The sequence below is a fragment of the Luteimonas huabeiensis HB2 genome (genome assembly GCF_000559025.1).
Classification (GTDB): domain Bacteria; phylum Pseudomonadota; class Gammaproteobacteria; order Xanthomonadales; family Xanthomonadaceae; genus Luteimonas; species Luteimonas huabeiensis.
In genome coordinates this window covers 437693-450122 of the sequence record NZ_JAAN01000014.1, presented here as the reverse complement: position 1 = coordinate 450122, position 12430 = coordinate 437693, and the positions used below count along the sequence as shown (strand labels likewise).

The 12430-nt window shown below is 69.5% G+C and carries 10 protein-coding genes and 7 tRNA genes; 2 read left to right on the top strand and 15 right to left on the bottom strand.

Annotation, left to right across the window (positions count from 1 at the left end):
* Positions 1 to 56: 56 nt before the first annotated feature.
* The 12 genes from Z164_RS0106095 to Z164_RS0106040 form a co-directional block, all read right to left on the bottom strand.
* Positions 57 to 133: transfer RNA gene (locus Z164_RS0106095), tRNA-Asp, on the bottom strand.
* Between the two features lie 28 nt (positions 134 to 161).
* Positions 162 to 236 (bottom strand) — tRNA-Val (locus Z164_RS0106090).
* Positions 237 to 247: 11 nt separating this feature from the next.
* Entirely contained in the window at positions 248 to 520 is a 273-nt protein-coding gene (locus Z164_RS0106085; protein WP_024889838.1) for an HU family DNA-binding protein, read from the bottom strand.
* 215 nt (positions 521 to 735) lie between these two features.
* A complete protein-coding gene (gene lon, locus Z164_RS0106080) occupies positions 736 to 3171 on the bottom strand; it encodes an endopeptidase La (RefSeq protein WP_043689341.1) in 2436 nt (811 codons plus the stop codon).
* Positions 3172 to 3373: 202 nt separating this feature from the next.
* Positions 3374 to 4657, bottom strand: a complete 1284-nt coding sequence (gene clpX / locus Z164_RS0106075) for an ATP-dependent Clp protease ATP-binding subunit ClpX (RefSeq protein ID WP_024889836.1) — start codon at positions 4655 to 4657, stop codon at positions 3374 to 3376.
* Between the two features lie 166 nt (positions 4658 to 4823).
* Complete coding sequence (clpP, locus tag Z164_RS0106070; RefSeq protein WP_024889835.1) at positions 4824 to 5450, bottom strand: ATP-dependent Clp endopeptidase proteolytic subunit ClpP; 627 nt, start codon at positions 5448 to 5450, stop codon at positions 4824 to 4826.
* Between the two features lie 106 nt (positions 5451 to 5556).
* Complete coding sequence (tig, locus tag Z164_RS0106065) at positions 5557 to 6855, bottom strand: trigger factor (RefSeq protein WP_024889834.1); 1299 nt, start codon at positions 6853 to 6855, stop codon at positions 5557 to 5559.
* A gap of 240 nt (positions 6856 to 7095) precedes the next feature.
* Positions 7096 to 7181, bottom strand: a tRNA-Leu gene (locus Z164_RS0106060).
* Positions 7182 to 7263: 82 nt separating this feature from the next.
* Positions 7264 to 7339, bottom strand: a tRNA-Lys gene (locus tag Z164_RS0106055).
* Between the two features lie 66 nt (positions 7340 to 7405).
* Positions 7406 to 7482, bottom strand: a tRNA-His gene (locus Z164_RS0106050).
* Between the two features lie 139 nt (positions 7483 to 7621).
* Positions 7622 to 7698 (bottom strand) — tRNA-Arg (locus Z164_RS0106045).
* Between the two features lie 54 nt (positions 7699 to 7752).
* Positions 7753 to 7829, bottom strand: a tRNA-Pro gene (locus tag Z164_RS0106040).
* 161 nt (positions 7830 to 7990) lie between these two features.
* Here Z164_RS0106040 and Z164_RS0106035 point away from each other — a divergent pair.
* Positions 7991 to 8752 (top strand): Bax inhibitor-1/YccA family protein, encoded by a 762-nt coding sequence (locus tag Z164_RS0106035; protein WP_024889833.1) that lies wholly within the window; start codon positions 7991 to 7993, stop codon positions 8750 to 8752.
* Between the two features lie 100 nt (positions 8753 to 8852).
* Here the strand turns inward: Z164_RS0106035 and Z164_RS0106030 are convergent, their stop codons facing one another.
* From Z164_RS0106030 to grxC, 3 genes are all read right to left on the bottom strand, one after another.
* A complete protein-coding gene (locus Z164_RS0106030; RefSeq protein ID WP_024889832.1) occupies positions 8853 to 9860 on the bottom strand; it encodes an isocitrate dehydrogenase in 1008 nt (335 codons plus the stop codon).
* A gap of 96 nt (positions 9861 to 9956) precedes the next feature.
* Entirely contained in the window at positions 9957 to 10349 is a 393-nt protein-coding gene (locus tag Z164_RS0106025) for a carboxymuconolactone decarboxylase family protein (RefSeq protein ID WP_024889831.1), read from the bottom strand.
* Positions 10346 to 10615, bottom strand: a complete 270-nt coding sequence (gene grxC, locus Z164_RS0106020) for a glutaredoxin 3 (protein ID WP_024889830.1) — start codon at positions 10613 to 10615, stop codon at positions 10346 to 10348. Before grxC ends, Z164_RS0106025 begins: the two co-directional genes overlap by 4 nt.
* Before the next feature lie 158 nt (positions 10616 to 10773).
* Between grxC and Z164_RS0106015 the strand changes: the two genes are divergently transcribed.
* Complete coding sequence (locus tag Z164_RS0106015) at positions 10774 to 12423, top strand: M48 family metalloprotease (protein WP_024889829.1); 1650 nt, start codon at positions 10774 to 10776, stop codon at positions 12421 to 12423.
* Positions 12424 to 12430 lie beyond the last annotated feature (7 nt).

Genomic DNA, 12430 nt, shown 5'->3' with positions numbered 1-12430 from the left:
CTGCCGGGCGCACCCAAAAAAAGAAGGGCACCGTTTCCGGTGCCCTTCCGAGTCGATGGCGGAGCGGACGGGACTCGAACCCGCGACCTCCGGCGTGACAGGCCAGCATTCTAACCGACTGAACTACCGCTCCGCGTTCGTAACTCTTGCAACTCTCGGCGTGGTGGGTGCTGAGGGTTTCGAACCCCCGACCCTCGCCTTGTAAGGGCGACGCTCTACCGCTGAGCTAAGCACCCTGCGGAGCCGCTTAGTTTACAGCGTCCTTGAGGGCTTTGCCAGCCTTGAACGCAGGATTTTTCGAGGCGGGGATCTGGATCTCTTCGCCGGTGCGCGGGTTGCGGCCGGTACGGGCGGCGCGCACGCGGACCTCGAAGGTGCCGAAGCCGGCGATGGTGACATCCTCGCCCTGCGCCAGCGCTTCGATGATGGTGTCGAACACGGCGTCGACGGCGGTGCTGGCCTGGGCCTTGGTGAGGTCGCTCTTCGCGGCGACGGAGTTGACCAGATCGGACTTCTTCATGGAAAGACGCTCCTGTGCGGCACCCGGTGCCGCGAAAGATGGCGGTCGGCCCTGTTACGTTTCGAATTGTGTGAGACCGGCCGTGGAAAGCGCGATGCGCGACCGAAGTCGCGCATCGCGAGTGCCGTCGTTATACCAGCGCCCCTGCCCTTTCGCAAGAAAAAAGCGCATAACTACGCCATTTCGGCGCGGTTAACGCATGCGCCGGAGCGGTGTCAATGCTTGACCCCGGTCTGCGTCGGGGACTTGCGCGAGCGCGGCTTGGCGATCACCGGCGCGACCTCCTTCTTGGCCTTGCTGGGCGTGAGCGGACGCTCCAGCGCGAGATCGAGCACCTCGTCGATCCACTTCACCGGCACGATCTTGATGTGCTGGCCGACCGACTTCGGGATGTCGGTGAGATCCTTGCGGTTCTCCTCCGGGATGATCACGGTGCGCACCCCGCCGCGCATGGCGGCCAGCAGCTTCTCCTTGAGACCGCCGATCGCGGTGACGCGGCCGCGCAGGGTGATCTCGCCGGTCATCGCCACGTCCGCGCGGACCGGGATCTTGGTCAGCGTCGACACCAGCGCGGTGGTCATCGCGATGCCCGCGCTCGGGCCGTCCTTGGGCGTGGCGCCGTCGGGCACGTGCACGTGCACGTCGTGCTTCTGCAGGAAGTCGATGTCCACGCCCAGCCGCTCGGCGCGCGAACGCACCACCGACAGCGCCGCCGACGCCGATTCCTTCATCACGTCGCCGAGCTGGCCGGTGAGGATCAGCTGGCCCTTGCCGGGCACCAGGGTGGACTCGATCTGCAGCAGGTCGCCGCCGACCTCGGTCCAGGCCAGACCGGTGACCATGCCGATCTCGTTGTCCTGCTCCGCGCGGCCGAAATCGTAGCGGCGCACGCCGAGGTACTTGTCGAGGTTCTTGGCCGTCACCGACACCGTGGACGCCTTCTTCGCCGGCTGCGGGCCGGCCAGGGCCAGCTCCTTCACCACCTTGCGGCAGATCTTGGCGATCTCGCGCTCGAGGTTGCGCACGCCGGATTCGCGCGTGTAGTAGCGCACGATGTCGCGGATCGCGGCCTCGGCGATCTTCAGCTCGTCGGCCTTCAGGCCGTTGGCCTTGAGCTGCTTGGGCACCAGGTAGCGGGTGGCGATGTTGAGCTTCTCCTCCTCGGTATAGCCCGGGATGCGGATGACCTCCATGCGGTCGAGCAGCGGGCCGGGGATGTTGAGCGAGTTGGAGGTGGCGACGAACATCACCTCGGACAGGTCGAGATCGACCTCCAGGTAGTGGTCGTTGAAGGCGTTGTTCTGCTCGGGATCGAGCACTTCCAGCAGCGCCGAGGACGGATCGCCGCGGAAGTCCATCGACATCTTGTCGATCTCGTCGAGCACGAACAGCGGGTTCTTGGTGCCGGCCTTGTTGAGGTTCTGCACGATCCGTCCGGGCATGGAGCCGACGTAGGTACGGCGGTGGCCGCGGATCTCGGCCTCGTCGCGCACGCCGCCCAGGCTCATGCGCACGAACTTGCGGTTGGTGGCCTTGGCGATCGACTGCCCGAGCGAGGTCTTGCCCACGCCGGGCGGGCCGACCAGGCACAGGATCGGCCCCCGCAGCTGCTTCACCCGCGCCTGCACGGCCAGGTACTCGAGGATGCGCTCCTTGACCTTGTCCAGGCCGTAGTGGTCGGCATCCAGGGTCTCCTGCGCGACCTTCAGGTCCTTGCGCACCTTGGTGCGCTTCTTCCACGGCACGCCGAGCAGCCAGTCGAGGTAGTTGCGCACCACCGCGGCCTCGGCCGACATCGGCGACATCTGCTTGAGCTTGTTGAACTCGCTCCTGGCCTTGGCCTCGACGGCCTTGGGCATGCCGGCCTCGGCGATCCTGCGCGCGATCTCCTCGATGTCGTTGGGCGCGTCGTCGATCTCGCCCAGCTCCTTCTGGATCGCCTTCATCTGCTCGTTGAGGTAGTACTCGCGCTGCGACTTCTCCATCTGGGACTTGACCCGGCCGCGGATGCGCTTCTCCATCTGCTGCACGTCGATCTCGCCGTCGACCAGGCCGACCAGCTGTTCCAGCCGGTCGCCGATGCCGAAGGTCTCCAGCAGCTTCTGCTTGTCGGCCAGGCGCACGCCCAGGTGCGCGGCGATGGTGTCGCCCAGGCGCCCGGGTTCGTCGATGCCCGCCAGCGTCTGCAGCAGTTCGGGCGGCAGCTTGCGGCTGGTCTTGACGTACTGCTCGAACAGGCTCATCAGCGAGCGCGCGACGGCCTCGATCTCGCGCGGGTCGCGATCCTCGGTGGATTCCACCTCGCGGCCCTGCGCCGTCAGCGTGCCGCCGCGCTCGACGATCGCGCTCGCGCGCGCGCGCGACACGCCCTCGACCAGCACCTTGATGGTGCCGTCGGGGAGCTTCAGCAACTGCAGGATCTGGGCCACGGTGCCGACCTCGTAGAGATCGGCCGCGCCCGGGTCGTCGGTCTCGGCCGACTTCTGCGCCACCAGCAGGATGCGCTTGTCGGCCTCCATCGCCAGGTCGAGCGCACGGATGGATTTCTCGCGGCCGACGAACAGCGGGATCACCATGTGCGGAAACACCACCACGTCGCGCAGCGGCAGCACCGGCAGATCGAAAGCGGCGGTTTCGGTGGAAGCGGTCATCGGAACTCCGGGAACGTGGGCCCGGGCCGGACCGCCCGGGACTGGGCCCGTTATGGGGCTATCGGCGGACGCTTGCAAGCGGACACAGCGTACCGCCCGCGGGGGCGATTCGCCCGGTGGCGGCAGGGAGTCGCGGAAAACGGGCGCGCGCCCGGATCGGGCGCGGCATTCGGGGGCCAGGGCGCCGGACGGCGCCCCGGGCTCACTCGCCGGCGGCGACCTTGGGCGCGGCCGGGGTCTGGTAGATCAGGTACGGGTCCGACTTGTGCTCGATGACCGACTCGTCCACGACCACCTTGCTGACGTTCTCCAGCGACGGCAGGTCGTACATGGTGTCGAGCAGCACGGACTCCACGATGGTGCGCAGCCCGCGCGCGCCGGTCTTGCGCTTGATCGCCTTGCGCGCGATCGCGGCCAGCGCGTCGTCGCGGAACTCCAGCTCCACGCCCTCCATCTCGAACAGGCGCTTGAACTGCTTGGTGATCGCGTTCTTCGGCTCGGTGAGGATCTTGACCAGCGCGGCCTCGTCCAGTTCCTCCAGCGTGGCGACCACCGGCAGGCGGCCGACGAACTCGGGGATCAGACCGAACTTGATCAGATCCTCCGGCTCGACGTCGGCCAGCACCTTGCCGGTATCGGCCTTGCGCTCGCTGCTCTTGAGCTTGGCGCCGAAGCCGATGCCGCCGGCGTCCGCGCTGCGCTGCTGGATGATCTTCTCCAGGCCGGCGAAGGCGCCGCCGACGATGAAGAGGATGTTGCTGGTATCGACCTGCAGGAACTCCTGCTGCGGGTGCTTGCGCCCGCCCTGCGGCGGCACGCTGGCCATGGTGCCCTCGATGAGCTTGAGCAGCGCCTGCTGCACGCCCTCGCCGGACACGTCGCGGGTGATGGAGGGGTTCTCGCTCTTGCGCGAGATCTTGTCGATCTCGTCGATGTAGACGATGCCCTGCTGCGCCTTCTCGACGTCGTAGTCGCACTTCTGCAGCAGCTTCTGGATGATGTTCTCGACGTCCTCGCCGACGTAGCCCGCCTCGGTGAGCGTGGTCGCATCGGCCATGGTGAACGGCACGTTGAGCAGGCGCGCCAGCGTCTCGGCCAACAGCGTCTTGCCCGAGCCGGTCGGGCCGACCAGCAGGATGTTGGACTTGGCCAGCTCGACGTCGTCGTTCTTCTGCCGGCTCTCGATGCGCTTGTAGTGGTTGTAGACCGCCACCGCCAGCGTGCGCTTGGCGCGCTGCTGGCCGATCACGTACTGGTCCAGGACCTCGAGGATCTCCTTGGGCTTGGGCAGCGAGCTGCGCGCCGACTGCGCCTTCTCCTCGAGTTCCTCGCGGATGATGTCGTTGCACAGTTCCACGCATTCATCGCAGATGAACACGCTGGGGCCGGCGATCAGCTTGCGGACCTCGTGCTGGCTCTTTCCGCAGAAGGAGCAGTACAGGATCTTGTTGCCATCGCCGGAACGGCCCTGGGGGTCTTTGCTCATGTGCTTCGGTTTACCAGATGAAACGGCCCGCCGGAGCGGAGAGACGGGCCGAGAATAGCACAGCGGCCGGATCGCGCCAGCGCGCGCGCCGGATGCGTACAAACGCCAGTGCCATCAATGGGTTGCGCATCTTTCGCGGATCCGCGGCGAGCGCTCTCGGCGCCGTTCAGGCGGGCTGGATCGACTCGTCGGGACGCCGCTGCAGCACCTCGTCGATGAGCCCGTACTCCTTCGCGCCCTCGGCGCTGAGGAAGCGGTCGCGCTCCATGTCGCGCTCGATCTGCTCCAGCGGCTGGCCGGTGTGGTCGGCGTACAGCTGGTTCAGGCGCTGGCGCAGGTACAGAATCTCGCGCGCGTGGATCTCGATGTCGGTGGCCTGGCCCTGCGCGCCGCCGGAGGGCTGGTGGATCATCACCCGCGAGTTCGGCAGCGCGTAGCGCTTGCCCTTGGCGCCGGCCATCAGCAGCATCGAGCCGGCGCTGGCCGCCTGGCCGATGCACATCGTGCTGACGTCGGGCTTGATGAACTGCATGGTGTCGTAGATCGCCAGGCCCGCGGTCACCACGCCGCCGGGCGAATTGATGTACAGGCTGATGTCCTTCTCGGGGTTCTCGGCCTCGAGGAACAGCATCTGCGCGACGACGACATTGGCCACGTGGTCGTCGATCGGGCCGACCAGGAAGATGATCCGCTCCTTCAGCAGCCGGGAGTAGATGTCGTAGGCGCGCTCGCCGCGGCTGGTCTGCTCGACCACCATCGGCACCAGGTTGAGGGCTTTGGTCACATGGTCCACGCGCGGATCTCCTGCGTTGGTTGGGTCGCCCGCGCCGGCGGCGCGGGCGGTCGCGACGGGTTCGCGCCGTACGCCGCCGGCACGCGACCGGCGTCACGGGCCCGCATCACTGCGAGATGGCTTCCTGGAAGGTCAGCGTGCGCTCGGTGTGCTGGGCGCGCTCGGCGATCCAGTCGATCACCTGCTCTTCCATCACCCGGTTCTGCAGGCCGGACATGAGCTGGGGATCGTTGCGGTACAACTCAATGACCTGGTCCGGCTCCTCGTAGGTCGAGGCGATCAGCCGCAGCGTCTCGTTCAGGCGCTTGGGATCGAGCTGCAGCTTGTTCCTGCGCGCGACCTCGCCGACCAGCAGGCCCATCAGCACGCGCTTGCGCGCGGCGTCCATGAAACCCAGGTGGGCGTCGGCGGGCACGTCGAGCTTGCGGCCCTGGCGGCGCGCCTGATCGGCGGCCTGCTGGACCATCGCCCGGGCCTCGTTCTCGACCAGCTTCGGCGGCAGCTCCACCTCGGCCCAGGTCGCGGTCAGCTGTTCGCCGACCTCGCGGCGCAGGCGGTTCATCAGCGCGCCCTTCAGCTCGCGCTCGAGATTGGTGCGGATCTCCTTGCGGAAGGTCTCCAGGCTGCCGTCCTTGACCCCGAAGCTCTTGATGAAGGCGGCGTCGGCCTCGGGCAGCACCGGCTCGGACACGCGCTCCACCGCCAGGTGGACCTGGGCCTTGCGGCCGGCCAGCTGCGGCACCCGCCAGTCGGCCGGGAACTCGACCTCGACGGTCTTCTCCTCGCCGGCGGACATGCCCTCCAGCGCCGACTCCAGCGCCGGCAACATGGCACCGCTGCCCAGCACCGCGGTGCCGTCCTCGCTGCCCTCGGCCGGCAGCCGCTCCTCGCCCAGCTGCGACCAGGTCTTGAGGTCCACCGCATCGCCGCTGGCCGCCGGGCGCGTCACCGCGCTCCAGCTGCGCCGCTGCAGGCGCAGGTTCTCGATCATGCGGTCGATGTCTTCCTCGGTCACCTCGGCGGTGTGGCGCACGACGCTGAGCTTGGACATGTCGAGCTCGCCGAAGTCGGGCACCACCTCGAAGGTGGCGACGTAGGCGTATTCCTCCCCGCCCTCGGACTGCGGCTCGATGCGCGGCGCGCCGGCGATGCGCAGGTCGTTGGCGCGCACGGCCTCGTCGAAGCCTTCGCGCAGCAGCCGGTCCAGCACCTCGGCGCGGACTTGCTCGCCGAAGCGCTGCTCGATGACGCGCGCCGGCACCTTGCCGGGGCGGAAGCCCTTGATGCGCGCGGTGCGCGCGATCTCGCGCAGGCGCCCGCTGACATCGCCTTCGAGGCGCTCGGCCGGAAGCCGGAACGTCATCCGACGCTCGAGGTTGCCAACGGATTCGACCGAAACTTGCATATCCACTCCTGGGGCGCGGCGGAGCCGCGAGCGATGTCGACGGGTGTTGTGGCTGCCGCCCGCGGCACGCGCGGGGCCCCGGGGCGCCCGGGCGGCAGAACGGGATATTTTGGCCGATTCGCCGGGGGACCGCCAGCGCGCGATGCGTCGCGCGCGCAGGCCGCGGGGGCCGCCGCGGCGCGCAACGCCTTGGGCGGGCGAGCCCCGCCTCCCCGGCCCGGGCGCCGCGGGCAGCCATGCTGGTGCGAAAGGAGGGACTCGAACCCTCACGGGGGTTGCCCGCTGGAACCTAAATCCAGTGCGTCTACCAATTCCGCCACTTTCGCGCGGGGCCATTCTATGCGCGCCGGCGCGCGGCGAGCGATCAGACGAAAAACGCCCGGCGCGAGCCGGGCGTCTTCGATGACTTGGTGGGCCGTCAAGGATTCGAACCTTGGACCTACTGATTAAGAGTCAGCTGCTCTACCAACTGAGCTAACGGCCCCGAAAATCGGGCGCGCAGTGTAACAGACCCTGCGCGTTTGGCAACGCCCTCCGCATGCGCGGAGATTGGGGTGGCTGAGGGGATTCGAACCCCCGACCACTGGAATCACAATCCAGTACTCTAACCAACTGAGCTACAGCCACCATTGACGCAGCGCGCGGCCGCGTTCGGCGACCGCCCCTGCCCGCCCGACCGGCGACGCCGATGGGAACTGGAAAGTTTACGGCGCCCTCGCGGCGGCGTCTACTGTCCGCCGGTGCGGGCGGCGATGGAGACGACGGCTGGCGCGCCCGGCAGGACTCGAACCTGCAACCACCGGCTTAGAAGGCCGGTGCTCTATCCGGTTGAGCTACGGGCGCCCGGGAACAGGCTGGACCTGGGGCACCGCCGCGCCGGGCCGCCGGGCGGCCGAATGGTCGGGGTAGAGGGATTCGAACCCCCGACATCCTGCTCCCAAAGCAGGCGCGCTACCAGACTGCGCTATACCCCGCCGACGTCGTTACGGTTCGCCCGGCGCCTGGGCGCGCGGGTCGTTCATTGTCGGGAGCGCCGGCACCCCTGTCAACGCGGCGCCGCGGCGTCCACTGTCGGCCGACACGCCCGCAGGGTATCCTCCGGCGGTCCGGACACACGAACGAATGGAGACCCCCGATGCGCAGCGGCAATCCGGCTCTGAAGGAGTCGACCTTCCTCGATCTCGGCAGCGGCAGCGTGGTCGCCCGTGGCGGCGACGCGATGACCCTCAACGGCACCGTCAACAAGACCGGCATCCTGCTGTTGCTGACGGTGCTGACCGCGGCGTTCTCCTGGAGCCAGGCGATCGGCGCCGACGGCCAGCCGGCGGCGAACGTCGGCGCGTACGTCTGGGGCGGCGCGATCGGCGGTTTCGTCGTCGCCCTGGTCACCGTCTTCAAGAAGGAGTGGGCGCCGGTCACCGCCCCGCTCTACGCGCTGGTCGAGGGCCTGTTCCTGGGCGCGATCTCGGCGATGTTCAACAACCTCTACGACGGCATCGTCATGCAGGCCGTGCTGCTGACCTTCGGCACGCTGTTCGCGCTGCTGTTCGCCTACCGCAGCGGGCTGATCCGCGCCACCGAGAACTTCAAGCTCGGCGTGGTGGCGGCGACCGGCGGCATCATGCTGGTCTACCTGGCCAGCATCGCGCTGCGCCTGTTCGGCATCGACATGCCCTACATCCACGACAACGGCCTGATCGGCATCGGCTTCAGCCTGTTCGTGGTGGTGGTGGCGGCGCTGAACCTGGTGCTGGACTTCGACCTCATCGAGTCCGGCGTCGAGCAGGGCGCGCCCAAGTACATGGAGTGGTACGGCGCGTTCGGCCTGCTGGTCACCCTGGTCTGGCTGTACCTGGAGTTCCTGCGCCTGCTGGCCAAGCTGCAGAGCCGCGACTGAGCGCCCGGCGACGGGGCGCGCCCGCGCGTCGCTTCGTCCATCGGAAAAACGAAGAAGGGCGCCCGAGGGCGCCCTTCTTCGCATGCGTCGCCGCCGCGGCTCAGAGCCGGCTGGCGATGGCCCGGGCGAAGGTGGTGGTGGTCCCGCTGCCGCCCAGGTCCGGGGTCAGCGCATCCTTCGCCTCCAGGGTGGCGACGACGGCCTCGCGCAGGCGCGCGGCGTCCTCCGGACGCGCGAGGTGGTCGAGCATCTGCGCCGCGCCCAGCAGCAGCGCGCAGGGGTTGGCCTTGCCCTGGCCGGCGATGTCCGGCGCGGTGCCGTGCACGGCCTCGAAGATCGCCGCCTCGGCGCCGATGTTGGCGCCCGGGGCCAGGCCCAGGCCGCCGACCAGGCCGGCGCACAGGTCGGAGATGATGTCGCCGAACAGGTTGGTGGTCACGATGACGTCGAACTGCTCCGGCCGCATCACCAGCTGCATGCAGGTGTTGTCGACGATCATCTCGGCGCACTCGATCTCCGGGTACTGCGCCGCCACCTCGCGCGCCACCTTCAGGAACAGGCCGGAGGTGGTCTTGAGGATGTTGGCCTTGTGCACCACGGTGACCTTCTTGCGGCCGGTGCGGCGCGCCAGGTCGAAGGCGTAGCGGACGATGCGCTCCGAGCCCTTGCGGGTGACGCGCTGGATCAGCGTGGCGGTCTCGCCGTCCTCGGACAGGGTCTGGCCCTCGCCGATGTAGGCGCCCTCGGTGTTCTCGCGCACCGTGATCAGGTCCACGCCGCTGGCGAAGCGCGAGCGCGTGTTGGGGAACGACTTGGCCGGACGCACGTTGGCGTACAGATCGAAATGCCGGCGCAGCGCGACGTTGATCGAGCTGAAGCCCTCGCCCACGGGCGTGGTCAGCGGGCTCTTGAGCGCGATGCGGTTGCGGGCGATCGATTCCAGCGTCTGCGCGGGCAGCAGTTCGCCGTGCTTCTCGAGGGCCGCGAGGCCGGCGTCGGCCTCCTCGTAGCGCAGGCCGAGGTTCATCGCGTCGAGGACGTGGAGCGTGGCATCCATGATCTCCGGGCCGATGCCGTCGCCGCGGATGACCGTGATCGTCTGGGTCATGTGGGGGAGTTTCCGTGCAAGCGGGCGCCGCGCGAACCGGGCGCCGGGGTCAGAAGGGAGCGCGCCATTATAGCCGCGCGCGGCCGCGCCGCGCCGTCAGCCGTGGTCGTGGACGGCCGGCGAGGCGGCCTCGCCCTGCTCCAGCTGGTCGAGGAAGTCCACCGCCCGGCGCAGGTGCGGGATGACGATCGAGCCGCCGACCACCAGGCCGACCGAGAACGCCTCGAACATCTCGTCGCGGCCGACCCCGGCCTCGCGGCACTGGGCGACGTGGTAGGCGATGCAGTCGTCGCAGCGCAGCACCAGCGAGGCCACCAGGCCCAGCAGCTCCTTGGTCCGGGCGTCGAGCGCGCCGGGCTGGTAGGCCTGGGTGTCCAGGGCGAAGAAGCGCCGCACCACCTGGTTCGGCTCGGCCAGGATGCGCTCGTTCATGCGCTTGCGGAACGCGGTGAAGGCGCGTACCCGCTCGGCCTCGTCGCCGCCGCTCATGCGCGGTCGCCGGCCAGCAGCGGCTCCAGGCCGCCGGCGCGCTGCAGCGCCATCATGTCGTCGTAGCCGCCGACGTGGGTGTCGCCGATGAAGATCTGCGGCACGCTGGTGCGGCCCGTCGTCTCCACCATGCGCCGGCGCGCCTCGGGGTCGAGATCGATGCGGATCTCGGTCCATTCCAGGCCCTTGCTCTTGAGGAAATTCTTGGCGGCGACGCAGTAGCCGCATACCGCGCTGGTGTAGAGGGTGATCTGGGGAACGCTCACGCGGGGCTCCGGAAACTTGCCGAGGGTCGGGTGGTCAGAGTGTGGGTGCGGCAAGCGGGCTTTTCCACCCCGGCCGCCTCCGCGCGCCCTTCACCGCCGATTCACGCCAGCGTGCCGGGCGCCCCCCATGCTCCATCCGCCCGGTTACGATGCCTCGCATGCGCCCTGCCCTGACCGCCTTCCTGCTCGCCCTGGCCGCGGCCGGTCCGCACGCCGGGGCGCAGGAGCGCCTGCCGGACATCGGCTCCTCCGCCGGCACCCTGCTCAGCCCGGCCAAGCAGCAGGAGTACGGGCAGATGCTGCTGGCGCAGCTGCGCCATTACGACATGGTGCTGGAGGACCCGCTGATCGACGACTGGCTGCGCACCGTCGGCGGCCGGCTGGCCGCGGCCAGCGACCGCCCGCAGCAGTCCTTCACCTTCTTCACCATGAAGGACCGCAGCATCAACGCCTTCGCCACCCTCGGCGGCTACATCGGCCTCAACGTCGGCCTGGTGCTGACCGCGCAGAGCGAGGACGAGGTGGCGGCGGTGCTCTCGCACGAGATCGCCCACGTCACCCAGAACCACGTGCTGCGCGGCGCCGAGCGCGCGCAGCGCGACAGCGTACCGATCCTGCTGGCGATGCTGGGCGCGATCGCGGTGGCCGCCGGCTCCGACAGCAGTTCCTCGGGGGAGGCGGCGATGGCGGCGATGGCCAGCGCGCAGGGCTGGGCGATCCAGCGCCAGATCGACTACACCCGCTCCAACGAGTCCGAGGCCGACCGCCTGGGCATCCGCACCCTCGCCCGCGCCGGCTACGACCTCGAGGGCATGGCCAGCATGTTCGAGCGCATGCAGGCGGTCTCGCGCACCAACCAGGGCGGCGAGCGCGAGCGGCTGCCCGACTACCTGCGCACCCACCCGGTGACCACCACCCGCATCAGCGAGGCGCGCCAGCGCGCCGAGCAGATCGCCCGCGAGAGCGGCGCGGTGGTCGCCACCACCACCACGCCGACGGCCACCCGCACCGAGCGCGCGATCATCGCCGACGCGCCGTTCGGCCATGTCGGCAGCGGCGCCGCCAACCCGCTGCTGCCGGTCTCGCTGCGCCTGCCCGAAGGCGCCCGCGCCGGCGGCGGCGGCGACCCGGTGGTGTTCGGCTGGACGCGCGAGCGGATGCGGGTGCTCAGCGCCAACACCCCGGCCGCGGCGATCCGCGAGTACGAGGCGATGCGGCGCAACGGGCCGCTGGGCGACGACCAGCGCTACGGGCTGGCGCTGGCGCGGCTGCGCGCGGGCGAGTACGCCGCCGCGGCCACCCAGTTCGCGGCGCTGCTGGAAGAACACCCCGACGACCTGTGGCTGAACGTGTCGCTGGCGGAGGCCGAGATCCGCTCGGGGCGCGCGGCCGACGGCGACCGCCGCTTCGAGGCGCTGCTGCGGCGCCTGCCCAACCACCGCGCGGTCGCGCTGACCTATGCCGGCATGCTGGCCGAACGCAACACCCCCGAGGCCGGGCGCCGGGCGCAGGAGTTGCTGCGCCCGCTGCTGCGCAGCGCCGCCGACGATCCGATCTTCCAGCGCACCTTCGCCCGGATCAGCGAGATCGCCGGCGACCCGGTGCGGGCCGGCGAGGCCCATGCCGAGGCGGCCTTCCTGAGCGGCCGCGCCGAACAAGCGCTGATGCAGCTCAACACCCTGCGCAAGCGCGACGACCTGGACTACTACGCCCGGGCGCGGATCGACGCGCGGATCGCGGCGATCACCCCCACGGTGCTGGAACTGCGCCGCCAGGGCATGCGCGACGAGGACCTGCGGCGGCGCTGAACGGGCG